Origin of the sequence: Mycobacterium sp. E2699 (genome assembly GCF_001666745.1) — a bacterium.
Classification (GTDB): Bacteria; Actinomycetota; Actinomycetes; order Mycobacteriales; family Mycobacteriaceae; genus Mycobacterium.
The window spans coordinates 19,519-41,194 of sequence record NZ_LZJH01000108.1 but is presented as its reverse complement, the minus strand read 5'-3'; the positions used below and the strand labels follow the sequence as shown (position 1 = coordinate 41,194).

The window sequence follows — 21,676 nt, the reverse complement described above, 5'->3', positions numbered from 1 at the left end:
GACCGCATCGCCGTCCCGCCGACGCCCGACACGCGCGACGCGCCCGACCAGCCCGAGCAGCCAAGCCACGAGCCACCTCGGGTGCTGCGCCTGCGGATAGTCCCCTGGGACGTCATCTGCACCGTCTCGCTTTTGGTGCTGCTGGTGGTCCTGGCGACGGCGACGACGTGGCCGGCGCGGCTTTTCGGCTTCCTCGCGAACGTCTGCGTAGGGGAAGAATGCGGACCGGTCCCCTTCGGGGTCGACTACTACATCCGCCCGCTGGTGTGGGGTGGCATCGGCGCCGCGATCGCCGCGGCCGCGATCGGCCCGTTCGTTTCCCTCTTGAAGGGCTGGTACATGTCGTTCTGGCCCGTGCTGTCGCTAGCCCTCCTGGTGGTCGCCTCCGTGGCCGGCTCGATCCTGACCGCCTTCAGCGCGCGCTACTGGCTCTGAGCGGGCTGAGACCCAAATCACAACTGCGCGGGCCCGATTCGGCCCGCCAGTCACCGTCCGGTCACGTTCCGACAAAAAATCCCCTGTGGACCTCACCAGGTATTTTCCGCCCGCGAATTGTGTTGTAGAAGTGTCTGTAGTGACTGGTGTGAATCTGGACGGCTGAGCCGACCGGCTTCATGCCAAGCGTCATGCAGCGGCGTCGGGCCCTGAGGGGGGAAGGCCCTCAACCTCGAAGCCGCCTGCACTAGCGGCCGACGCGCGAAGTCACCGCGACGGAGGCCCAGGACCCAAGAAGGTGGGATCCCAATGAAACGCATCTACGCTTTCGCGATCGGTGTCGCGATGCTGGTGGCCCCGGTGGTCACCGCCAGCATCGCGGCCGCCGACCCGGGCACCCGATCGATGGACTACCAACAGGCCACCGACGTCGTCGTCATGCGCGGCCTTTCGCAGCGCGGCGTGCCGTTCTCCTGGGCCGGCGGCGGTGTCACCGGCCCAACCCGCGGCAAGGGCACCGGCGCCATGACCGTCGGTTTTGACGCCTCGGGCCTGATGCAGTACGCCTACGCCGGCGCGGGCATCAAGCTGCCGCGCTCCTCCGGCGAGATGTACCGGCTCGGGCAGAAGGTCCTGCCCCAGCAAGCACAACGCGGCGACCTGATCTTCTACGGACCTGGTGGCACGCAGAGCGTCGCGATGTACCTCGGCAACAACCAGATGCTGGAGGTGGGTGACGTCGTCCAGGTGTCGCCGGTGCGCGCCAACGGCATGACGCCCTACCTGGTCCGTGTCCTGGGGACCCAGCAGACGCCGTTCCAGCAGGCGCCGGCGCAGCAGCTCCCCGCCCAGCAGGCCCCGGTCCAGCAGGCGCCGGCGCAGCAAGCCCCGCTGCAGCAAGTGCCGACGCAACAGGCCCCGCTGCAGCAGGCGCCCGTCCAGCAGGCCCCGGTTCAGCAGGCCCCGGCCCAGCAGGTTCCGACGCAGCAGGCGCCGCTGCAGCAACTCCCCCTGCTGCAGCCGCCGACGCAGCAGGCGCCGGCGCAGCCGGCCCCGTACGGCATCACGCGGTAAACCCGCGCGCGGCACTCCCTGACGCGCCGGACACCCGCCACTCGCTCCCGTCGGGAGCGGGTGGCGGTTTTCGGTAAATTGGCGGTCAACCATGCCGACCCTGTCACCGAGCCGCCCACCGGTTGCCGCCGCGGAACCGGCGCCGGCGCGCGCCGGGGACTTCTACCGCTACGACCTCGACGGGTTGCGCGGCGTCGCCATCGCGCTCGTCGCCATGTTCCACATCTGGTTCGGCCGCGTTTCCGGCGGGGTGGACGTGTTCCTGGCGCTGTCCGGGTTCTTCTTCGGTGGGAAGATCCTGCGCGCCGCACTCAACCCGGACCTCTCGCTGTCACCGGTCGCCGAGGTGGTGCGGTTGGTGCGCCGCCTGCTTCCCGCCCTGGTCGTGGTCTTGGCCGGCTGCGGCCTCCTGACCGTCCTGGTGCAACCGGAGACCCGCTGGGAAACGTTCGCCGATCAGAGCCTGGCCAGCCTGGGCTATTACCAGAACTGGGAGCTGGCCAACACCGAGTCCGACTACCTGCGGGCCGGCGAAGCGGTCACTCCCCTGCAGCACATCTGGTCCATGTCGGTGCAGGGGCAGTTCTACATCGCCTTCCTGTTGCTGGTCGCAGGCTGCGCCTACCTGTTCGGGCGCAGGTTGGGCACCAGGCTGCGGACCCTCTTCCTCGTCCTGCTCAGCGCGCTCACGGTGGCTTCGTTCGTCTACGCGATCGTCGCGCACCGGGACAACCAGGCGATCGCTTATTACGACAGCTTCGCCCGGGCCTGGGAGCTTCTCATCGGCGCGCTCGTCGGCGCCCTCGTGCCTCACGTGCGGTGGCCGATGTGGCTGCGCACCGTCGCCGCGACGGTCGCGCTGGCCGCGATCGTCTCGTGCGGGGCCCTGATCGACGGCGTCAAGGAATTCCCGGGCCCCTGGGCGCTGGTCCCCGTCGGGGCCACCATGCTGATGATCCTTGCCGGGGCCAACCTGCGGGCCGGCGCCGACGATCGCATGCCGCTGCCCAACCGGATGCTGGCGGCCGGCCCTCTGGTGGCGCTGGGCGCGATGGCCTACTCGCTGTACCTGTGGCACTGGCCGCTGCTCATCTTCTGGCTGTCCTACAGCGGCCACCGGCACGCCGGCTTCGTCGACGGCACTGTGGTGCTGCTGGTATCCGGAGTGCTGGCCTACCTGACCACGCGGCTCGTCGAGGACCCGCTGCGGTACCGGGCACCGGCCGCCGCCTCGCCGGCGACCATCCCCCTGTGGGTGCGCCTGCGCCGCCCGACGATGGCGCTGGGATCGCTGGTGGTGCTGCTCGGCGTCACGCTCACCGCGACGTCGTTCAGCTGGCGTCAGCACGTCACGGTCCTGCGGGCGGCGGGCAAGGAACTCAGCGTGCTCAACCCGCAGGACTACCCCGGCGCGCGCGCCCTGACCGAACACGCGCGGGTGCCGGCGCTGCCGATGCGGCCCACCGTCCTGGAGATCAAGGACGACCTTCCGGTCTCGACCCGGGACGGCTGCATCAGCGACTTCGTCAACCCGACCGTCGTCAACTGCGCCTACGGCGATGTGGCCGCGACTCGCACCATCGCCCTGGCCGGCGGGTCGCACGCGGAGCACTGGCTGCCCGCGCTCGACCTGCTCGGCCACATGCATCACTTCAAAGTGGTCACCTATCTCAAGATGGGCTGCCCGCTGTCCACCGAGGAAGTGCCGCTGATCATGGGCAACAACGCCCCGTACATGCAGTGCCGTGAATGGGTGCAGCGGACGATGAACAAGCTGGTCGACGACCGGCCCGACTACGTGTTCACCACCACGACCCGCCCCTGGAACATCAAGGCCGGCGACGTGATGCCGGCGACCTACATCGGGATCTGGCAAACGTTGTCCGACAACAACATTCCGATCCTCGGTATGCGCGACACGCCCTGGCTGGTCAAAGACGGCAAGCCTTTCGACCCCGCTGACTGCCTGGCCAAGAAGGGCGGCACCCCGCAGACCTGCGCGGTCAAACGCTCCGACGTGCTGTCCGATCGCAACCAGACCCTCGACTTCGTCGCCCAGTTCCCGCTGCTCAAGGTGCTCGACATGTCGGACGCGATCTGCCGCGCCGACGTCTGCCGGCCGGTCGAGGGAAACGTCCTGATCTACCACGGCGCCCACCACCTGTCGCCCACCTACGTGCGGACCATGACGGCAGAACTGGGCCGCCAGATCGGGCTCAGCACCGGTTGGTGGTAACCGGTCGCCACGCCGGACGCGCGGATAAGGTCATGTGATGCCGACGAACAATCCAGGCTCGCGAACTGGCACGGCGGCGCACGACGCCAACAGGCCCCAGCCCAGGCTCGCGACCGTGTGGCCGGGCACCCCTTATCCGCTCGGCGCCTCCTACGACGGCGCGGGAACCAACTTTTCGGTGTTCTCCGAGATCGCCGAACGTGTCGAACTGTGCCTGATCGACGACAACGGCAGCGAATCGCGGATCCCGCTTGACGAGGTGGACAGCTACGTCTGGCACGCGTACCTGCCGAACATCACCCCGGGTCAGCGCTACGGCTTTCGGGTGCACGGCCCCTTCGACCCCGCGGCGGGTCACCGGTGCGATCCGAGCAAGCTGCTGCTGGATCCGTATGGCAAGGCGTTCCACGGCGACTTCACCTTCGGCCAGGCGCTGTATTCCTACGACCTGACTGCGGTCGATCCGGACGGCCCCAACGCCGACGGGGCCGACCCGGGCATTCCCCCGATGGTGGACTCGCTCGGGCACACCATGACCAGCGTGGTGAGCAACCCGTTCTTCGACTGGGGGTCCGACCGCGCACCGCTCACCCCGTACCACGAGACCGTCATCTACGAGGCGCACGTCAAGGGCATGACGCAGACCCACCCCGGCATCCCCGAGGAGCTGCGGGGCACCTACGCCGGGCTGGCCCACCCGCTGATCATCGACCACCTCAAGTCGCTCAACGTCACCGCCATCGAGCTCATGCCCGTCCACCAGTTCCTGCACGACTCGCGCCTGCTGGACCTGGGGCTGCGAAACTACTGGGGCTACAACACCTTTGGCTTCTTCGCGCCGCACAACCAGTACGCGGCCAACCGCAATTCCAGCGTCGCCGAGTTCAAATGGATGGTCCGCACCTTTCACGAGGCCGGCATCGAGGTCATCCTCGACGTGGTCTACAACCACACCGCCGAGGGCAACCACCTCGGCCCGACGATCAACTTCCGCGGCATCGACAACGCCGCCTACTACCGGCTCGTCGACGACGATCTGCGCCTGTACAAGGATTACACCGGCACCGGCAACAGCCTCAACGCCCGCCATCCCCACGTGCTGCAGCTGATCATGGACTCGCTGCGCTACTGGGTGATCGAGATGCATGTGGACGGGTTCCGCTTCGACCTGGCGGCAACGCTGGCCCGCGAGCTGCACGACGTCGACCGGCTGAGCGCGTTCTTCGATCTGGTGCAGCAGGATCCGGTGATCAGCCAGGTGAAATTGATCGCCGAGCCGTGGGACGTCGGCGAGGGCGGCTACCAGGTCGGAAATTTCCCGGGTTTGTGGACCGAGTGGAACGGGAAGTATCGCGATACTGTGCGTGACTACTGGCGGGGGGAGCCCGCAACCCTGGGCGAGTTCGCGTCCCGGCTGACCGGGTCGTCGGACCTTTATGAGGCGACGGGCCGGCGACCCAGCGCCAGCATCAACTTCGTCACCGCCCACGACGGGTTCACGCTGGGCGACCTGGTCTCGTACAACGAGAAACACAACCTGGCCAACGGCGAGGACAACCGGGACGGGGAAAGCCACAACCGGTCGTGGAACTGCGGCGTCGAGGGGCCGACCGACGACCCCGAGATCCTGGAACTGCGTCGGCGCCAGATGCGCAACTTCTGGGCCACCCTGATGCTCAGCCAGGGCACGCCGATGATCGCCCACGGCGACGAGTTCGGGCGCACCCAGAACGGCAACAACAACGTCTACTGCCAGGACTCCGAATTGTCCTGGATGGACTGGTCTTTGGTCGACAAGAACGCGGACCTGCTGGCGTTCGCGCGAAAGGTGACCGCCCTGCGCAAGAACCACCCGGTGTTTCGCCGACGCCGCTTCTTCGAGGGCGAACCGATCCGCAGCGGCGACGAGGTCCGCGACATCGCCTGGCTGAACCCCAGTAGCCGCGAGATGACGCATGAGGACTGGGGTGAAAGCATCCACAAGTGCGTGGCGGTGTTTCTCAACGGCGACGCCATCACCGCGCCGAACGCCCGCGGGGAGCGGGTCGTCGACGACTCATTCCTGTTGTGCTTCAACGCCGGCGAAGAGCCGATCCAGTTTGTGATGCCCAAAGCCGACTATGCCCAGGAGTGGACCGTGGAGCTCGACACCATTGACCCCGTCGGTGACGCCGAGGCGGTGGTGAAGGCCGAGGAGAAGGTCTCGCTGCCCTCGCGCGCGCTGCTGGTACTTCGTAAGACCTTGTGACGCATGGCCTTACCAGTCCTCTCCACCTACCGGCTCCAGCTGCGTGGTGAGTCCAGCGGATTCGCGTTCACCTTCGCCGACGCCGAAAACCTGCTCGACTACCTCGACGACCTCGGGGTGAGCCACCTGTACCTGTCCCCGGTCCTGACGGCGGCGCGCGGGTCCAATCACGGCTACGACGTCACCGACCCCACCACGGTCTCGGAAGAGCTGGGCGGCCCCGACGGTCTGGCGCGGTTGTCCGCGGCGGCCCGCGAGCGCGGCATGGGCCTGATCATCGACATCGTCCCCAACCACGTCGGCATCGACGACCCGCGGCAGAACGCGTGGTGGTGGGACGTGCTGAGGCACGGCCGGGGCTCGCGGTACGCGTCGTTCTTCGACATCGACTGGGACCTCGACGAGGACGGCCGAATCGTGTTGCCGATCTTGGGTTCTGACGACGACGCGGCCGACCTGAAGGTCGACGGGGACCTGCTGCGACTGGGTGACCTGGCGCTGCCCGTCGCGCCCGGCACCGGCGAGGGCACCGGCCCGGAAGTGCACGACCGTCAGCACTACCGGATGGTGGGCTGGCGAAACGGGGTATGCGGCTATCGGCGCTTCTTCTCGATCACCTCGCTGGCCGGCCTGCGGCAGGAAGATCCCGCGGTGTTCGTCGCCAGCCACGCCGAGGTCGCGCGCTGGTTCGCCGAGGGGCTCGTCGACGGCGTGCGCATCGACCACCCCGACGGATTGTCCGATCCCTGCGGCTATTTGACCCGCTTGCGGGAGTTGGTCGGGCCGGAAGCCTGGATCGTCATCGAGAAGATCCTGGCCGTCGACGAGGCGCTCGAACCGACGCTGCCGGTGGGCGGCACCACCGGCTACGACGTGCTCCGCCAGGTCGGCGGCGTTTTCGTCGACCCGGCCGGCGAGGAGGCCCTGACCGAGCTCGTCGACTCGGCGGGGCTCGACTACGGCGCCATGCCGCAGTTGCTCGCCGAGCTCAAGACCCGCACCGCCACGGTGACGCTGGCCAGCGAGCTGGCCAGGCTGCGCCGATCAATCGCGGCCGCCGCCGGCACCGATCACCCGCTGCTGCCCGAGGCGGTCACCGCCCTGCTCACCCACATCGGCGTGTACCGCAGCGACTACCCGGGCCTGGTCGCGCTGCTGCCCACCGCTATGGCCGAAACACAAGCGGAGTCACCGGAATTGGGGCCCGCGCTGCAGGTGCTCGCGGCCGCACTGGCCCGCGGCGGCGAACCGGCCACCCGGCTGCAACAGCTCTGCGGCGCGGTCACGGCCAAGGCCGTCGAGGACTGCCTGTTCTACCGTGACGCCCGCCTGGTGTCGCTCAACGAGGTGGGCGGCGAGCCGCATCGTTTCGGCGTCGGCCTGGCCGAATTTCACCACAGTGCCGCCACTCGTGCCGGGTTGTGGCCGCACACGATGACGGCGCTGACCACCCACGACACCAAACGCGGCGAGGACGTGCGGGCCCGGATCGGCGTGCTGTCGCAGGTGCCGTCGCTGTGGACCGAGTTCCTCGCCCGCTGGGAGGTCGCGGCCCCCTCGCCCGATCCCGCAACCGGACAGTTCCTGTGGCAGAACATCTTCGGCGTCTGGCCGGTGAGCGGCCAGATCACCGACGAGCTGCGGGGGCGGCTGCACGCGTACGCCGAGAAGGCCATCCGCGAGGCGGCCTGGCACACCTCGTGGAACGACCCCGACGCCGCCTTCGAGGACGCCGTGCACCGCTGGCTGGACAACGTGCTGGACGGCCCGGTGGCCGGCCAGCTGACCGAGCTGGTGGGCCAACTCAATTCCCACGCGGCGAGCGACGCGCTGGGCCAGAAGCTGCTCGCGCTGACGGTGCCGGGCATCCCGGACATCTATCAGGGCACCGAGCTGTGGGACGACAGCCTCGTCGACCCCGACAACCGCCGCGCCGTCGACTACGCCGCCCGCCGGGCCGCGCTGAAGGATTTGCACCATCCCAAGATCCGCGTCGTCACCACGGCGCTGCGGGTGCGGCGGTCCCGGCCCGAGACGTTCCTGCGCGGCGACCACATTCCGGTGCTCGCCGACGGCGAGGCCGGTGACCACGTCGTGGCGTTTCGCCGCGGCGACGACGTCCTGGTCGCGGTGACCCGCTGGACCGTGCGGCTGGCCGAACGGGGTTGGGGCAACACCGTGCTGCCGCTGCCCGAGGGCACCTGGACCGACGCGCTCAACGGCGCCGTGGCCAGCGGGGCGACGTCGGCCGCCCAGCTGTTCTCGGACCTGCCCGTGGTGCTGCTGGAACGCCGGCATGACTGAGTTCCGGGTGTGGGCGCCCAAGCCCGCGCGGGTGCGGCTCGACGTCAACGGCACCGTGCACCCGATGACCCGCTCCGACGACGGCTGGTGGCACACCGACGTCGAGACCGCCCCGGACGCCCGGTACGGCTACCTGCTCGACGACGATCCCACCGTGCTGCCCGACCCCCGCTCGCCCCGCCAGCCCGACGGCGTGCACGCCCGCTCGCAGCTGTGGGATCCTGCCGCCGCGAGCTGGACCGACGGCGGCTGGCCGGGCCGGTCGGTGGAGGGCGCGGTGATCTACGAGTTGCACGTCGGAACCTTCACGCCCGCAGGCACTTTCGATGCCACCATCGAGAAGCTGGACTACCTGGTTGACCTCGGCGTCGACTTCGTCGAGCTGATGCCGGTCAATTCCTTCGCCGGCACGCACGGCTGGGGCTACGACGGAGTGCTGTGGTTCAGCGTGCACGAACCCTACGGCGGCCCCGACGGCCTGGTCCGGCTCGTCGACGCCTGCCACGCGCGCGGCCTGGGCGTGTTGATCGACGCGGTGTTCAACCACCTCGGGCCGTCGGGCAACTACCTGCCGCGGTTCGGTCCCTACCTGTCGTCGGCGAGCAACCCCTGGGGCGAGGGCATCAACATCGCCGACGCCGACTCCGACGAGGTGCGGCGCTACATCATCGGCTGCGCGCTGCGCTGGATGCGCGACTTCCACGCCGACGGCCTGCGGCTGGACGCCGTGCACGCGCTGGTGGACACCACGGCCATCCACGTCCTCGAGGAACTCGCCGGTGAAACCGACTCGCTCGCAAGCCGCCTCGGCCGCCCGCTGTCGCTGGTCGCCGAGAGCGACCTCAACGACCCGCGGCTGATCACCGCGCGCGAGCGCAACGGTTACGGGCTGACCGCGCAGTGGTCGGACGACATCCACCACTCCATCCACACCGCGGTGTCCGGCGAACGCCAGGGCTACTACGCCGACTTCGGCTCGCTGTCGGCGCTGGCGCAGACGCTGCGGCGCGGCTACCTTCACGCCGCCACCTATTCGTCGTTCCGGCGCCGCCGCCACGGGCGACCGCTGGACGTGTCGACGATTCCGGCCACCCGGCTGGTCGCCTACACCTGCACTCACGACCAGGTGGGCAACCGGGCGCTCGGGGATCGGCCGTCGCAGAACCTGACCGGCGGCCAGCTCGCGGTCAAGGCCGCCCTCGCGCTCGGGTCGCCCTACACCGCAATGCTTTTCATGGGCGAGGAGTGGGGCGCGTCGACCCCGTTCCAATTCTTCAGCTCGCATCCCGAACCGGAGCTGGCGCGGGCCACCGCGGAGGGGCGCAAGGCAGAATTCGCCGAACACGGCTGGGACGCCGACGAGATCCCCGATCCCCAGGATGCACAGACGTTTCTGCGGTCCAAACTGAACTGGGACGAGGTCGACTCCGGCGAGCACGCCCGACTGCTGCGCGTGTATCGGGAGCTGATCGCCCTGCGGCACAACGACGCCGACCTGGCCGACCCGTGGCTGGAGCACCTCGCCGTCGACTACGACGAAGAGCAGCGCTGGATCGTCCTGCACCGCGGGGCGTTGCGGATCGCGTGCAACCTGGCGGCGGAGCCGGTGACGGTGCCCGTCGCGGGCGACGTCGTCGTCGCCTGGGGGGAGCCGAAGGTCGCGGCCGACAGCACCGTGCTGGAAGGGCATTCGTTCGCCGTCCTCTCGGTGCGCGAGCAGACATAAAAGCCCCCAAAAACCGCCTATTTCGGGGGCTTTTGCGTCTGCTCGCCGTTCGAGAGGGCGCCGTTCGAGAGGGGCCCGTTCGAGAGGGGCCCGGCCGAGGGCGCGCGTACAGTGGAGCCATCACTTAAATGCGCTAACTAGTACACCGTTGCGTCGAAAGGAACTCGCGGATGACCCGCACCGAGAACGACACCTGGGACCTGGCGTCCAGCGTCGGCGCGACCGCCACGGCCGTCGCCTCGTCGCGCGCGATGGCCTCCCAGGGCCCCGATCCCCTGCTTGACGACCCCTGGGCGGATCCGCTCGTGCGGGCGGTGGGCATCGACACGTTCGTCAAGCTGATCGACGGCGAGATCGGGCCCGGCGACGACGATCCGGTGCTGAACCGCCGGACCATGAACGAGCAGATCACCGTGCGCACCCGCTTCTTCGACGATTTCTTCACGCAGGCGACCGGCTCGGGCATCAGGCAGGCCGTCATCGTGGCGTCCGGGCTGGACACGCGGGCCTACCGGCTGGCGTGGCCGGCCGGCACGGTGGTGTACGAGATCGATCAACCGGCGGTCATCGACTTCAAGACGCGGACGCTGGCGGGCCTGGGCGCGGAGCCGACCGCGCAGCGCCGAACGGTCGCGATCGACCTGCGCGACGACTGGCAATCGGCGTTGGTGGCGGCCGGGTTCGACACCGGACAACCGACGGCGTGGAGCGCCGAGGGCCTCCTCCCGTATCTGCCGCCCGAGGCGCAGGACCGCCTGTTCGACAACATCGCCGCACTCTCGGCGCCCGGCAGCAGGATCGCGACCGAACACCTGGACCTGCGCAACGTCCCGTCGGACTGGGCGCAACGGCTGACCGAGCGGTCCCGCCGCATCGGCTCCAACATCAACCTCGCCGAGTTGTTCTACACCGGCGAGCGCAACACCGCCGCCGAGTACCTCATCGGGCACGGCTGGCGGGTGGACATCCGCACCACCGAGCAGGCCTACGCCGCCAACGGATTCCAGTTGCCCGACGACGAGCTGGCCGCCTTCGGTGGCGACTCCGGCTACCTGACGGCGACCCTGGACTAAGGCCGGCTAGGGCCCGCCGCGCCAGTGTTCGATGCGGTGATGGTCCGGAGTGAACCCGTGGTTCACGCCCCACAACACGGCCTGGGTGCGGCTGGCGACGCCCAGCTTGCGATAGATCGTGCGGATGTAGGACTTCACCGTGTTGGGGCTCAGGTACGTCAGCCGCGCCACGTCGGCGTTGCTCTTGCCCTGGGTGATCAACGCCAGGATCTCGGCCTCGCGGTCGCTGAGCCCCTCGCCGCGTCCGGGCCAGTCCAGTCCGGGCGCGCTGCGGGCGCGGGCGGCGACGTCACTGATGACCTGCTGCCCCGAGTGCACGGCCTCCAGCGCGGCGACCAGCTCGCGCGCGGGCAAGGTCTTGGACAGGTACCCGTGAGCGCCCTGGCGCCGCGCGCTGTCGACGAGGTCGGGATGAAAGTTCCAGGTATAGACCACAACTCGGTGCGCTCGGGGATTGGCAACCAAGACCGCGATCTCCTCATGGTCGGATTCGGGTTGCGCGAACGAGTCGTACAGGACGATGTCGACGGTGTCCTCGACGGGCATTGTGGAGTCGAGTTCCGCGATCACGATGCGGTCGCGGTAGGGATCGAGCATGTTGGCCACACCCTTCACGACGACGTCGTAGTCGTCGACCAGCGCGACCGTGATCGGCGCGCGAGAAGTTGGCGGCGGCATGTCGGCCAGATTACCTACCTAGGGGTGTATTGCTACCCCCCTTAAGGGTGTTCGACTTGGTAGGTCAGTCAGCACTGATAGGGAGGCTCATCATGATCATTCTCGGCATCATCCTGCTGGTCGCGGGATTCCTGCTCAAGATCTCCATCCTGTGGACCATCGGGATCATCCTGCTAGTCATCGGTGCCATCCTGTGGATCCTCGGCTCCACCGGGCGCGCCGTCGCGGGCCGCAGGCACTGGTACTGATCGCGTCGGCGATCACCGATTGAGCGGATCGATCTCGGGCCCGCTCAATCGGTAGCGGTGACGCGCATTTGCAATACTGCGTTGTGGACAACGCCGCACCGGACGAAGTTCGATTCACCCGCGACGGGCTGAAACGTTTCGCCGGCAACACGCTGCCGGATTTGATATCCGATGGGGTCAGGCTGCTGTTCGTGGGGATCAATCCCGGGCTGAGAACCGTTGCGGTGCAGGCGCATTTCGCTCCCCGCGGCAATCGGTTCTGGCCGGCGCTCTACCGCGCCGGCATCACCGATCATCTGATCGACGCCTCGTCCGGCTTTGTTCCGGCCGACCGGGATTACCTGCTGCGTCGTGGAATCGGCATCACAAACCTGGTCGAGCGGGCGAGCGCGGGTGCCGACGAACTCACGGTCGCCGAATTGGTCGAGGGCCGACGGAAGCTGGACCGGACGGTCCGGAAGTACTCGCCGAAGGTGGTGGCCGTCCTGGGGATCACCGCCTTTCGCGACGCCTTCGGCGAGCGCCGGGCAAACTCGGGCAAACAGGTATCGCCCTATCCCGCAACGGAGCTGTGGGTGGTTCCCAACCCGAGCGGCCGCAACGCCCACGCTTCGTTGTCCGGCCTCGCCGCCGTCTACGGCGAAGTCGCCCGCGCCGCCGGCATCCCTACCCGCTTGGACGGCCGGTAGCCAGCGCGGCGCCGATGCAGTACCGCGAGTTCGTCGAGCGGTTACTCGGCGTTTGACGAGCGGTCACCCGCCGGTCCCAGATCGGCGAGTCGCACGATGCTGTCGAAGCCCTTGTGGCAGAGGCGAAAACCTATTGGCCGTGTGGCCGTGACCCGGCTAGAGTTGGCCTTGCCGATTCGTCGATGTGACGAGGGGCTCCCGAATCGGCATGACGAAGGTCATGACGGTTGGGAGGTCTGATGTCGTTAGCGATCGTGGCGCCGGCGGAGTTGGCGCTGGCCGCAGCCGATGTGGACCAGGTGGGTTCGGCGGTGGGCGCGGCGAACGCGGCCGCGGCGGCACGCACGACGGGCGTGGTGGCCGCGGCCGAGGACGAGGTGTCGGCGGCGATCGCGGCGCGATTTTCCGCGCATGGACAGTGGTTTCAGGCCCTCAGCGCGCGGGCGGCGGATATTAACCAGAAGTTTGTCCAGGCGTTGACCGGGGCCGCGGAGTCGTATGGCGGCGCGGAGGCCGCGAACGCCTCGTCGTTGCAGACCATCGAGCAAGATCTTCTCAACGCGCTCAACGGAACCAGCCAGGCGCTCACCGGGCGTCCGCTGACCGGCAACGGCGCAAACGGGTACACCAACTCGAACGGTGTGGGGACGCCCGGCGGCCCCGGCGGGTGGTTGTCCGGCAACGGCGGCAACGGCGGCAACAGCACCTTCGGCGGCGCGGCCGGCGGTGCCGGCGGCCCCGCGGGTCTGGTCGGCAACGGCGGCAACGGCGGCACCAGCGGACCCGGCGGGGTGGGCGGGGCGGGAGGACGCGGCGGGTGGCTGTCGGGCACCCCCGGCACTGGCGGTGCAAGCACCCCGTTACCGCCGAACGATATTGTGCTGCAGGTAGATTCACTGGGGCGCCCGCTGGTGAATGTCTCCGTCAACGGTGGACCGACGGCGCCGGTGGTGTTCGATGCCGGATCGACCGGTCTGCTGCTACCGCCTCAAGACGTCGACTTATCGAAACTCGGCCCGATCACGGGGCCGCCAGGTTACATGACATACGGCGACAACCACACTGACTTCAAGACGGTCTACTTCAACAAATATCAAGCAACGGTGGACTTCGGCAATGGCATCGCGACCTCGCCGATCACCATCGGCGTGATGACTTCCGCCACCCAGACGACGAACGGCATGACGACATCCCTCCCGCTCTCGTCCCTGCCTGGCGTGCTGGGCGTCGGGCCGAACAATGGCTTTCCCTTCCCCCAACCTGTCACCGAGGCGCTGCCGGGCAACCTCAGTCAGGGCGAGCTCATCAACCAACCGGCAGGCCTGGTGGAGTTCGGCGCCAACCCGCTGCCGCCCGTCGTTACGCTTTCCGGAGCGCCGGGGACCGCCGGCCTCCAGGTACAAATCGGCAACGGGCAACCGCAAGCGATGTCCCTCTCGTTCATCGACTCCGGCGGCAAGGGCGGCTCCGTCCCGCAATCTTTGGTGCCGAACCTCCAGGCCGGCGACACCCTGCCGGCGGGAACCACCCTCACGGTCTACACCAGCACCGGTCAGGAGCTGTACACGGAAACGGTTGGTGGGGCCTACACCCCCGAAGTCGGGGAGCCCACCAGCTCGTTCAACAGCGGCAATTATCCGTTCTCCTTGGGCCCGATCTACATCTCCAACAGCCCCAACGGTGTCGGAACGACGATCTTCGATTTCTGATCTCATCGATCAGGTGGCGTGGTCGATGACGTCGAACACCTTGAGCGCGTGTCGAAACGACGCGGACGTGACGTCGCCACCGGACGGGTGGTCGAGGGTGAAGACGATCCAGAGCAGCAGGCCGAGCAGGGTCGCGATGGTACTCATCAGGGCCGCGTGAGCGGCCCTGCTGCCGATGCGCAGAATCGCGGTCAGGGTGGTGAGGACGATCGCGCCCGCGATCAATCCTGCCCATAGCGGCGCCGGTATGTGGGGCTGGGTTTCGATGCGGCGCATGGTGCGGTGCGATGCCAGCTCGGTCAGCTCGCTGAGAAATGCGCCGTTGACGGGGTTCGACGCGACGCCCGGTGGCTGATCGCCCACCACGCGGTATATCTGGACGAGCGTGGTGTGGGCGGCGTTGCGGGGCTGCTGGTCCCACTCCGCGCCTTCGTCCGTCGTGTAGGTGCGCAGCAACGCCCTCAGCTGCCGCTGCTGCGGCTCGGGCATGGCGGCGGTCTGCCGGTAGAGCGTGGTGAGCGAAGTTGCTTCGGCGACGACGACGGCCCTGGCGGCGGAGTACTGCTGCCAGGAAACCACGACGGTGAAGCCGAGCAAAGCGCCGTACACAAGCCCGATGACCGAGAGATACGGCGAGATCGTCGAGTTGTGTTCCGCGCCGATTCCCGGCATGAGGCGGTCCGTTATCGACCCGCAGCTGAGCGCCAGGGCAATTGCGACGGCGACGATCGAACACAGCAGGAGCCAAGGATTAAATCCGCTCATGGATTTCCCCGTCGTGTGAAGGCGTTCGCGCGTCGAGATGGATGAGTGTTCTGGCCACGGGCAGCCTAACGCTCTCCCCGTATGCCGGCCCCCGCTCGGCTCGTGGTGAGCGGTCTCAGTTGTAAAATCCGGAGTGATCGCGGTGACCCCGCCCCGACACCAACCGGCTAGAGGCAATCGAGTGGACACCGGATACCAACCCACACATCGCACGACGCCGACCCGCTACCGGGAGCGTGCGCGCTACGACCGCGACACGGTGCACGGCATCCTGGACGAGGCCCTGATCTGCCACCTGGGCTACCTGAGCGACGGCCGACCCGTCGTGTTGCCCACCACGCACGTCCGCCTCGGCGAGACACTCTATCTGCACGGATCGACCGGGGGCGGCCCGATGCTTGCCGCCCGGGCCGCGCCGGAGGGCCTGTCGGTCTGCGTCACCGCGACCCTCGTCGACGGGCTGGTGCTGGCCCGCTCGGCCATGCATCACTCGGTGAACTTCCGCTCGGTGGTCGTGCTGGGCGACGCGCGCGTGGTCGACGATCCCGCCGAGAAGCTCACCGCGCTGCGTGGCCTGCTCGACCACATCAGGCCCGGCCGAGCCGACGACTGCCGGGCGCCCGACGCCCGCGAACTGGCCGCGACCGGGGTGCTCGCCGTCGACCTCGTCGAGGCCTCGGCCAAGCTGCGCACCGGCGGCCCCGTCGACGATCCGGAGGACACCGCATTGCCGCACTGGGCCGGCGTGGTGCCACTGAGCCTGACGGCCGGGACGCCGGTGCCGGCCGACGACCTGGAGTCCGCCACCCCGCTGCCCGCCTACCTGCAGTAGCCGCGAGCGTGCGTGTCGGTACGGCGACACGCCGTAAAACCTGTACAACTGCGCACCCTCGCGGGCCAAACGCCGCGCCTAGAGCAGGTAGCGGTAGGCCGGCGAACCCGGCTCGAGGGCCTCGACGTGGATCTCCGTCGCCCGCATCCGCGCCATCAGCCCGTCCAGGCCCGCCGCCGAGCCCAGCTCGATGCCGACCAGCGCCTCGCCGGTCTCGCGGTTGTTGCGCTTGACGTACTCGAACAGGGTGATGTCGTCGTTGGGCCCGAGCACCTCGTCGAGGAAGCGGCGCAGCGCGCCCGGCTCCTGCGGGAAGTCCACCAGGAAGTAGTGCTTGAGCCCGAGGTGCACGAGCGAGCGCTCCAGCACCTCGCCGTAGCGCGACACGTCGTTGTTCCCGCCCGAGATCAGGCACACCACGGTCGATCCGGGCTCGACGTTGGCCTCCAGCAGGCCCGCGACCGACAGCGCCCCCGCCGGCTCGGCGATGATGCCCTCGTTCTGGTACAGGTCGAGCATCGCGGTGCACACCGCCCCCTCGTCGACCGTGGTGATCGACACCATGTCGCCGGCGGCGGCGAGCGCGGCGTAGGTCAGGGTTCCCGCCCGGCGCACTGCGGCGCCGTCGACGAACTGGTCGACGTAGTCCAGCGTGACCGGCTCGCCGGCCGCCAGCGCCGCCATCATCGCCGCCGCGCCGGCCGGCTCGATGCCCAGCACGGCGGTGCCGGTCGTGCGCTCGGCCAGGTAGGTGGTGATGCCGGCGATGCAACCGCCGCCGCCCACCGGGACGACGACCAGGTCCGGCTCGGCCTCGAGCTGGTCGAGCAGCTCGACGGCGATGGTGCCCTGGCCGGCCATGGTGCGCAGGTCGTCGTACGGCGGGACCAGCGTGGCGCCGGTGCGTTCGACGTCGGCGAGCGCGGCCTCGGCGGCGAGGTCGTAGGTCGACCCTCCCACGATCAGCTCGATGAACTCCCCGCCGTGGTAGCGGATCCGGTCGCGCTTCTGCTTGGGCGTCTTGGCCGGCACGTAGACCCGGCCGTGCACTCCCAGCGCCCGGCAGGCGAACGCGAAGCCCTGCGCGTGGTTGCCGGCCGACGAGCACACCACGCCGGCGGCCAGCTCGTCGCCGGACAGCTGCACCAGCAGGTTGTAGGCGCCGCGCAGCTTGTAGGAGCGCACCACCTGCAGGTCTTCGCGCTTGAGGTAGACCTGCGCGCCGGTGATCGCCGACAGCCGATCGCTCGGCTGCAGCGGGGTGGGCGCGACCACCGGGGCGATCCGCTGCGCCGCGGCTTCGATGTCGGCCGCGGACAGCGGCGACCGGCTCGGGCTCTGGCTCAGTTCAGCGGACACCGATCAATGGTCCCATGCCGGCCGGCTGGAAAAGTCAGCCGACCGGCGTCAGGACGAACACCGGGATCTGACGGTCGGTCTTCGTCTGGTAGTCGGCGTAGTCGGGAAAGGCCTCGACGGCGCGCTCCCACCAGGCGGCCTTCTCGTCGCCGAACACCTCGCGGGCATCGTATTCGCGGGTGACGCTCCCGTCCTGCAGCTCGACGCGCGGGTTCTTCTTGACGTTGTGGTACCAGACCGGGTGCTTCGGGGCGCCGCCGAGCGACGCGACGATCGCGTATTCGCCGTTGTGCTCGACGCGCATGAGCGGGGTTTTGCGGAGCTTTCCGGTCTTGGCGCCGACGGTGGTCAGCACGATGATGGGCTTCCCCTTCATGTCGGCGGCCTCGGTTCCCCCGGACTCGGCGTACTTGTCGGCCTGTTCGCGGGAAAATTCCCAGGGGCTGGGCGCGTATTCACCTGTCAGCGGCATGCTTCCCACCTTAAGGCGTGCCGCGGCGGGCCGCGGACGGGTCGCAGCTGGACAGCACGACCCGCCGGGCGAGCTCCGCGATGGTGTTGACGCGCCTGATGGCGGTGGCGATCTCGTCGGCAAAGTCGCGTCGCCGCTGGGCGACGTCCGGACGCTCGAACGCGTCCACCAGCTCGCGGTGCCGCGCCAGGCGCAGCGCGGTTTTGAACAGTTCCAACGACCTCGACTCGGCGTTGGCGATCCGGCGCTGCAGCTCCCATTGCTTGCCCACCTCGAGGCACTCGGCGAGAAACTCGTCCTCGTCGAACGATTCGTCCTCGAGGGCGGCCAGCCGGTCGGCGACGACGTGGTAGGCGTCCAGGAACGGCCGCAACACGAGGTGCGCCAGCAGCAGGTCGGTCTTTTCCAGCAGCCCGCGCACATCGGCCGCCGGGACGGCCCGGGTGGTGTCTTCCACCCGCCCGATCAGGCGCACCTCGTCGGCGAGTTCCTTCTCGAACTGCGCGCGCGCCGAGAACAAGAACTCGAACTTCAGCAGCTCGCGCAGGCTCAGCGCCTCGTCGCGCACGGTCGTCGGTAACACCAGGCGGTCCACGGAATTTTCGGCGTCTTCGATGGCGGCCAGCAGCGCGGTCTCGGCGATGGCGCGATCCACCAGGATGTGGATCGCGGTGTTGCGGTAGAACGCCGCGACCAGGTGCTGGTCGACGCCGATCCCCCAAACCGGTTCGGTGCCGGCGTCATAGACGTTGACCACGCCCGACGCGACGAGCTGATGCAGCGTCCAGCGGATCGTCGAGCGGTTCGTCAGGTCGGCGGCGCCGGCCACGGTCCAGTTGCGCGCCGCGATGTAGCTCGCCAGCGGACGCACCGTGGCCAGCACCTCGCTGATCGAGAGCGAGCGGTCGGCGCCCAGCAGCGCGAGGCTCACCACCGCGGTCGGGGTGACGGGCGTTGCGCGGTTGATCCGGTGCTCGACGTCCAGCGCGATGCGTTCGATCTCGGTGCCGGTTCCGGGCGCCGATGTATCCGAGGTGCGCAGTTCCTCGAGGCGCTTGCGCAGCGGCAGCGGTTCGCCGAAGTCCAGGTAGGCGCGGCCCAGCCGCTCGCCCTGTTGTCGCGCCAGCCGGATCAGGAACCGGAAGTCCTCGGGCCGCTTGGCGGCGCCGTAGGCCTCGGTGGTCATCGCCTCCACCTCGTGCAGCTGGTCGTACACGATGGAGGTCGGCACCAAATAGACCTCGGGACCGTCGATTTCGTCGACCGCGTCGCTGATGTAGCGCAGGATCCCGTACACCGGGGGGCGCAGCTTGCCGGTGCGGGTCCGGCCTCCCTCGATCGACCAGGTGAGGTTGGCGTGGTTTTGCACCAGCTGGGCGGCGTAGGCGCGCAGCACGAAGCGGTAGACGGGAATGTCCTTGGTCTGGCGCCGGATGAAGATGGTCCCGGTGCGCTTGGCCCAGGCGCCCATCGGGAAGAAGTTCAGGTTGGCGCCGCCGAACGTGAGCGCCGGCGAGAGCCGATTGGCCTGAATGGCCTCGGGCAGCAGCAGCCCGTCCAGGTAGGAGCGGTGTGAGAAGGCAAACGCCAGCGTGGCTTTGCGATCCAGCCGACGCAGCTGGGCGATCTGGTCCTCGTCGACGAGGATGTCGTAGGCCCGCATCAGCCAACACGAAAAGCTGCGCCACGCCTTGACCGCCCGCTCGTCGAGCGACGGCGCCATCTCCCGCAGGTAGCCCGCGGCCTCGGCGCGCACGTCGTCGGGGTCGCGGCCGAGCTCGTGGGCCAACGTGGCCAGCCGCTCGTCGTACCACGGAGCCGCCAAGAGCTCGACGACCTCGTCCGGGTCGGTCGGCAACGGCGTCCTGGCTTCGTCGACGATTCCCGTGCGCTGCAGCAACTTTCGCACTCCGGCGCGACCGATTTCGCGCGCCGCTCCCCCCGGTCCCCCGCTCATGCCGGCTGCACCGTTGCGGCCGCGGACGGCTCGTGCACCTCGGGATGGCGATCGCCGGAATAGAGTTCCTCGATCTCGCCGGCGTACTTCGCCATGATCGGCTTGCGCTTCAGCTTCATCGTCAGCGTGATCTCGTCCCCACCGGGTTCCCATACCGTCGGTAGCACCCGGAACCGCTTGATCTGTTCCACCCGCGACAGTTTCGCGTTGCCCTCGGCAACCCCGGCGGCGATCTTGGCGATCACCTCGGGGTGGTTCGCCAGCGCCGCGGGGGACGCCTCGGACAGGCCGTGCTGGGCCGCGTACGGGCCGACCGATTCGGCGTCGAAGACCATCAGCGCCGCGTTGTACGGCCGCCCGTCGCCGATCGTCATCATGACGCCGACCATCGGGCAGGCGGCCAGGATGGTGTTCTCGATGTTGGCGGGCGACATGTTCTTTCCGGCCGCGTTGATGATCAGCTCCTTCTTGCGGTCGACCACCTTCAGGTAGCCGTCGGCGTCGACCTCGAGGGTGTCGCCGGTGTGCAACCAGCCGTCGGCATCGATCGCCTCCGCGGTCTTGGCCGGTTCCCTGCGGTAGCCCTTCATCACCAGCGGACCGCGCACCAGGAACTCGCCGTCCTCGGCGACCTTGCCCTCCAACCCGGGCAGCAATTTCCCGACGGTGCCCAGCCGCGCGTCGCGGGGATGGCTCACGCTGGCCACGCAACTCAGCTCCGACATCCCCCACACCTCGGCGATCGGAATGCCGATCCCGAGGAAAAACGCCAGCGTCTCCCGGGGGATCGGGGCCGCACCGGACACCGCCCAGCGCAGTTCGCCGAACCCCAGCCGCTCGCGCAGCTTGGACAACACCAACTCGTCGGCCTGCGCCCATTCGGCGGCCAGGTCGTCGGGCATCGGCTCACCGGCCACCAGGGCGGCGGCTTTCTTGCCGGCCACCGACATCGCCCACTGCAACGCCTGCCGCTTGACCTCGTCCGGCTCGTGGCCGACGGCGAATTCGATTGCGGCCTTGAGCTTCTCCCACACCCGAGGCACCGCACCCCACACCGTGGGCCGCACGTCCGGCAGCGCGGCGGCGATGGCACGCGCGTCGGAGACGACCGTGACCTGGGTGCCGAACACCTCCAGGCCGTACAAGCCCATCACCCGGTCGGCGATGTGTGCCGTCGGCAGGAAGGACGTCACGCGGTCACCGAACTGCATCGGTAGGACGGCGTCGAGGGCGAACGCCTCGAACAGCAGGTTGGCATGCGTCATCTCCACCCCCTTGGGGTTGCCGGTGGTCCCAGAGGTGTAGATGAGCGTGACGACGTCGTCGGGCCGCACCGCCCGCCACGTGGACTCGAAGTCGAAATCGGCTGGCGCGGCGGCGTACAGGTCGTCCACCGAGATGGTTCCGGGCGGCGAGCCGTCGATGCAGACGATGTGCTCGATCGGCGCACCGCTGGCGCGGATGCGGTCCACGTACTGCTCCTCGCAGATCGCCACCTTGGTGCCGGCGTTGTCGAAGAGGTAGGTCAGCTGCTCGGCGGGCAGGGTGTTGTAGACCGAAAACGAAGTGGCGCCGAGGTGTTGGGCGCCGATCTCGAACGGGTAGAACTCGATCCGGTTGGCCATCATCAGCGACACCGTGTCGCCCCGCCCCACGCCTAGCCCCGCGAGGCCCGCGGCGGCCTTGCGCACCTGCTCGGCGAGCTCTCGCCACGTCACCGTCTGGGTGCCGCCGGGAGTACGGAGCGCGACGGCGTCCGGCTCGATCGCCGCCGTGCGCTGGAACGCCTCGCACAAGGTGGCCGGACGGTCGGGTGTCGTCATTTACGTCCTCCTCGACGCCGGGTCAGCATTGCCCCTCGTGAGCGTACG

At 68.7% G+C, this 21,676-nt stretch carries 17 protein-coding genes; 11 read left to right on the top strand and 6 right to left on the bottom strand.

The genetic code is table 11. From position 1 onward, the window contains the following. Window positions 1-6 precede the first annotated feature (6 nt). The 7 genes from A5696_RS19800 to A5696_RS19770 all read left to right on the top strand — a co-directional run bounded on the left by A5696_RS19800 (window position 7) and on the right by A5696_RS19770 (window position 11,096). Entirely contained in the window at window positions 7-435 is a 429-nt protein-coding gene (locus A5696_RS19800; RefSeq protein WP_067882748.1) for a hypothetical protein, read from the top strand. Window positions 436-744: 309 nt separating this feature from the next. Next, window positions 745-1,509, top strand: coding sequence for an NlpC/P60 family peptidoglycan-binding protein RipD (gene ripD, locus A5696_RS19795; protein ID WP_067882707.1), 765 nt, complete (start codon window positions 745-747; stop codon window positions 1,507-1,509). A 91-nt stretch (window positions 1,510-1,600) separates the two neighbouring features. Continuing rightward, the gene (locus tag A5696_RS19790; protein WP_067882706.1) at window positions 1,601-3,745 is read left to right on the top strand and encodes an acyltransferase family protein; all 2,145 of its coding nucleotides are present in this window, start codon (window positions 1,601-1,603) and stop codon (window positions 3,743-3,745) included. A gap of 37 nt (window positions 3,746-3,782) precedes the next feature. Further along, entirely contained in the window at window positions 3,783-5,993 is a 2,211-nt protein-coding gene (glgX, locus tag A5696_RS19785) for a glycogen debranching protein GlgX (RefSeq protein ID WP_067882705.1), read from the top strand. A gap of 3 nt (window positions 5,994-5,996) precedes the next feature. After that, a complete protein-coding gene (gene treY, locus A5696_RS19780) occupies window positions 5,997-8,297 on the top strand; it encodes a malto-oligosyltrehalose synthase (protein ID WP_067882704.1) in 2,301 nt (766 codons plus the stop codon). Next, the gene (gene treZ, locus A5696_RS19775; RefSeq protein ID WP_067882703.1) at window positions 8,290-10,023 is read left to right on the top strand and encodes a malto-oligosyltrehalose trehalohydrolase; all 1,734 of its coding nucleotides are present in this window, start codon (window positions 8,290-8,292) and stop codon (window positions 10,021-10,023) included. The genes treY and treZ overlap by 8 nt, the downstream gene beginning before the upstream one ends. Before the next feature lie 170 nt (window positions 10,024-10,193). After that, entirely contained in the window at window positions 10,194-11,096 is a 903-nt protein-coding gene (locus tag A5696_RS19770; RefSeq protein ID WP_067882702.1) for a class I SAM-dependent methyltransferase, read from the top strand. A 6-nt stretch (window positions 11,097-11,102) separates the two neighbouring features. Here the strand turns inward: A5696_RS19770 and A5696_RS19765 are convergent, their stop codons facing one another. Then, complete coding sequence (locus A5696_RS19765) at window positions 11,103-11,774, bottom strand: response regulator transcription factor (protein ID WP_067882701.1); 672 nt, start codon at window positions 11,772-11,774, stop codon at window positions 11,103-11,105. Between the two features lie 92 nt (window positions 11,775-11,866). Between A5696_RS19765 and A5696_RS28045 the strand changes: the two genes are divergently transcribed. The 3 genes from A5696_RS28045 (at window position 11,867) to A5696_RS19755 (ending at window position 14,420) form a co-directional block, all read left to right on the top strand. Then, window positions 11,867-12,022, top strand: a complete 156-nt coding sequence (locus A5696_RS28045; RefSeq protein WP_169716619.1) for a DUF6131 family protein — start codon at window positions 11,867-11,869, stop codon at window positions 12,020-12,022. Between the two features lie 83 nt (window positions 12,023-12,105). After that, on the top strand, window positions 12,106-12,711 hold the full coding sequence (locus tag A5696_RS19760) for a mismatch-specific DNA-glycosylase (RefSeq protein ID WP_082969065.1): 606 nt from the start codon (window positions 12,106-12,108) through the stop codon (window positions 12,709-12,711). Window positions 12,712-12,950: 239 nt separating this feature from the next. Continuing rightward, window positions 12,951-14,420 (top strand): PecA family PE domain-processing aspartic protease, encoded by a 1,470-nt coding sequence (locus A5696_RS19755; protein WP_067882700.1) that lies wholly within the window; start codon window positions 12,951-12,953, stop codon window positions 14,418-14,420. A 9-nt stretch (window positions 14,421-14,429) separates the two neighbouring features. Here A5696_RS19755 and A5696_RS19750 read toward each other — a convergent pair whose 3' ends face one another. Next, window positions 14,430-15,185 (bottom strand): DUF4239 domain-containing protein, encoded by a 756-nt coding sequence (locus tag A5696_RS19750; protein WP_067882699.1) that lies wholly within the window; start codon window positions 15,183-15,185, stop codon window positions 14,430-14,432. 181 nt (window positions 15,186-15,366) lie between these two features. On the opposite strand from A5696_RS19750, the gene A5696_RS19745 reads away from it, so the two are divergent. Continuing rightward, window positions 15,367-16,017: a pyridoxamine 5'-phosphate oxidase family protein gene (locus tag A5696_RS19745; RefSeq protein WP_067882698.1), complete on the top strand. Its 651-nt coding sequence runs from the start codon at window positions 15,367-15,369 to the stop codon at window positions 16,015-16,017. 78 nt (window positions 16,018-16,095) lie between these two features. Here A5696_RS19745 and ilvA read toward each other — a convergent pair whose 3' ends face one another. The 4 genes from ilvA to fadD11 are packed head-to-tail and all read right to left on the bottom strand — an operon-like array spanning window position 16,096 to window position 21,628. Next, on the bottom strand, window positions 16,096-17,376 hold the full coding sequence (gene ilvA / locus A5696_RS19740; protein ID WP_067882697.1) for a threonine ammonia-lyase: 1,281 nt from the start codon (window positions 17,374-17,376) through the stop codon (window positions 16,096-16,098). Between the two features lie 34 nt (window positions 17,377-17,410). Further along, a complete protein-coding gene (locus A5696_RS19735; protein WP_067882746.1) occupies window positions 17,411-17,848 on the bottom strand; it encodes a nitroreductase family deazaflavin-dependent oxidoreductase in 438 nt (145 codons plus the stop codon). Between the two features lie 10 nt (window positions 17,849-17,858). Then, window positions 17,859-19,805 (bottom strand): lysophospholipid acyltransferase, encoded by a 1,947-nt coding sequence (locus A5696_RS19730; protein WP_067882696.1) that lies wholly within the window; start codon window positions 19,803-19,805, stop codon window positions 17,859-17,861. Then, window positions 19,802-21,628, bottom strand: coding sequence for a fatty acid--CoA ligase FadD11 (gene fadD11, locus A5696_RS19725; protein ID WP_067882695.1), 1,827 nt, complete (start codon window positions 21,626-21,628; stop codon window positions 19,802-19,804). The genes A5696_RS19730 and fadD11 overlap by 4 nt, the downstream gene beginning before the upstream one ends. Window positions 21,629-21,676: the final 48 nt, after the last annotated feature.

Excerpts from the sequence above, each read along its gene's own strand:
- A5696_RS19735 (WP_067882746.1), bottom strand. The coding sequence starts at position 17,848 with ATGCCGCTGACAGGTGAATACGCGCCCAGCCCCTGGGAATTTTCCCGC.
- glgX (WP_067882705.1), top strand. The coding sequence starts at position 3,783 with ATGCCGACGAACAATCCAGGCTCGCGAACTGGCACGGCGGCGCACGAC.
- fadD11 (WP_067882695.1), bottom strand. The coding sequence starts at position 21,628 with ATGACGACACCCGACCGTCCGGCCACCTTGTGCGAGGCGTTCCAGCGC.
- A5696_RS19730 (WP_067882696.1), bottom strand. The coding sequence starts at position 19,805 with ATGAGCGGGGGACCGGGGGGAGCGGCGCGCGAAATCGGTCGCGCCGGA.
- A5696_RS28045 (WP_169716619.1), top strand. The coding sequence starts at position 11,867 with ATGATCATTCTCGGCATCATCCTGCTGGTCGCGGGATTCCTGCTCAAG.
- A5696_RS19790 (WP_067882706.1), top strand. The coding sequence starts at position 1,601 with ATGCCGACCCTGTCACCGAGCCGCCCACCGGTTGCCGCCGCGGAACCG.
- A5696_RS19770 (WP_067882702.1), top strand. The coding sequence starts at position 10,194 with ATGACCCGCACCGAGAACGACACCTGGGACCTGGCGTCCAGCGTCGGC.
- A5696_RS19755 (WP_067882700.1), top strand. The coding sequence starts at position 12,951 with ATGTCGTTAGCGATCGTGGCGCCGGCGGAGTTGGCGCTGGCCGCAGCC.
- A5696_RS19765 (WP_067882701.1), bottom strand. The coding sequence starts at position 11,774 with ATGCCGCCGCCAACTTCTCGCGCGCCGATCACGGTCGCGCTGGTCGAC.
- ripD (WP_067882707.1), top strand. The coding sequence starts at position 745 with ATGAAACGCATCTACGCTTTCGCGATCGGTGTCGCGATGCTGGTGGCC.
- A5696_RS19750 (WP_067882699.1), bottom strand. The coding sequence starts at position 15,185 with ATGAGCGGATTTAATCCTTGGCTCCTGCTGTGTTCGATCGTCGCCGTC.
- treZ (WP_067882703.1), top strand. The coding sequence starts at position 8,290 with ATGACTGAGTTCCGGGTGTGGGCGCCCAAGCCCGCGCGGGTGCGGCTC.
- treY (WP_067882704.1), top strand. The coding sequence starts at position 5,997 with ATGGCCTTACCAGTCCTCTCCACCTACCGGCTCCAGCTGCGTGGTGAG.